This window comes from Streptomyces murinus, assembly GCF_002154555.1.
In the GTDB taxonomy this organism is placed as follows: Bacteria; Actinomycetota; Actinomycetes; order Streptomycetales; family Streptomycetaceae; genus Streptomyces; species Streptomyces murinus.
In genome coordinates this window covers 1-1,757 of the sequence record NZ_MUNF01000845.1, presented here as the reverse complement: position 1 = coordinate 1,757, position 1,757 = coordinate 1, and the positions used below count along the sequence as shown (strand labels likewise).

1 protein-coding gene and 1 pseudogene are annotated in these 1,757 nt (G+C 73.4%); both read left to right on the top strand.

Annotated elements, in window-relative coordinates; genetic code table 11:
• Positions 1-1,119: pseudogene (locus CCN72_RS35740) on the top strand (ATP-binding protein); the annotation flags it as partial.
• Between the two features lie 93 nt (positions 1,120-1,212).
• Positions 1,213-1,757: PucR family transcriptional regulator ligand-binding domain-containing protein (locus CCN72_RS35735; RefSeq protein ID WP_208638188.1), on the top strand; the 545-nt coding region annotated here is incomplete at its 3' end.

Below are 1,757 nucleotides of genomic sequence, written 5' to 3'. Positions count from 1 at the left end.
GTCGTGGTGGTCGGCGCGGCCGGCGCCGGACTCGGCCCGGCGGAGTCGTACGACGTCGTGATCGGCATCGGCCGGCCGGACTCCGCGTACGACCTCGACCTGTACGGCGGCACGACCGACCCCGACGAAGCCGCCGTCATACTGGCCGAGGCCCTCGCCGGCGATCTGGCCGACCCGCACCCGGGCAGCGACAGCCGCCGTTCCACCACCGTCCTCGCCCAGCTGCTCGGCCCCTTCCGCGCCGTCCACGGCCGCTTCCCCTCCGTGCCCGAGCTGCGTGGCCTCCTCGACGGCGGACCCGGCCCGCTGAACGCGCTGCGCAAGGCGCTGACGGGGACCAGCCACGAGTCGCTGCTGCGTGAACTGGACGCCCGGGAACGGCAGATGGCCCACCCCGGCGATGTCGGCAGCGTGCTCGCCGACCGGATCGCGCTGCTCGACCGGCCCGCCTTCGCCTCCTTCTTCGACACCTCAGGGAGCACCCGGCCGTTCTCGCTCAAGGCGCTCGACCATCCGGTCCGGGTGCGTATCGACCTGCCTCAGCGGGGCCACGCCGACGCCTCCCGGATCCTGGCGCGGCTGGTGCTCGCCCAGTTCACGGCCGCCGTGGCGGTCCGCGAGGACCGGTCGCTGTTCGCCTGTCTGATCCTGGACGACGCCACCGGTGTCGTCACCCCGGAAGCTGTCCGCGGCATCCAGCGGCTGCGCTCGGCGAACGCCGGCGCGGTGCTCACCCTGCGCACTCTGGACGACGTGCCCCGGCCGCTGCGCGGCCCGCTGCTCGGCACCGTGGGCTGCCGGATGGCGCTGTCCGGACTCACCCCCTGGGACGGACAGGACTTCGCCGAGGTGTGGGGCAAGGAGTGGACCGAGACCCGGGACGTCACCGACCGGCAGATCATCGCGGAGACCCCGGCCGGCAAGGCAGTCCACATGGTGCGCCGGGTCATCACCGGCAAGGCGCCCACCGCCCGCGCCGTCACCGTCCGCCAAGTCGAACGCGAACGCTGGTCCGCCTCCGAGTTGGCGCACGCGGTTCCGGCCGGGCACGCGGTGTTGTCGTTGACCAGTGTGCGGGGGGAGCACGCGCCGCCGTTGCTGGTGGATCTCAGGGCGTGAAGCGGCCAGCGGGGGACCGTACGGTGAGGCAGAATCGGGGAAGGCCGTTGGTACGTGTCGGCCAAGACAGATCTCCGTCACCGTGAAGGCACCATGCCCCCGACGCTCGCCTCGCTCGTCCACCACTCGGCGCTAAAGCTGACCGTCCGGGCCGGCGCCGACCGCCTCGACGTGCCCGTGCGCTGGGCCCACGTCAGCGAGCTGGCCGACCCCGTGCCCTACATGGAGGGCGGCGAGCTGCTCCTGATCACCGCGCTCAAGCTGGACGCGGAGGACCCGGAGTCCATGCGCCGGTATGTACGGAGACTGGCCGGCGCGGGTGTCGTCGGCCTCGGGTTCGCCGTCGGGGTCAATTACGAGGAGATCCCCAAGGCCCTCGTCGACGCCTGCGCGGACGAGCCCCTGCCGCTGCTCGAAGTCCCCCGCCGCACCCCCTTCCTCGCCATCAGCAAGGCCGTCTCCGCCGCCATCGCCGCCGACCAGTACCGCGCCGTCACCGCCGGCTTCGCCGCCCAGCGCGAGCTGACCAAGCAGGCCCTGAACTCCGGCCCCGAGGGCCTGCTCACCGCCCTCGCCGCCCAGGTCGACGGCTGGGCCGCGCTCTACGACGCCTCCGGCACCGTCGTCGCCGCCGCCCC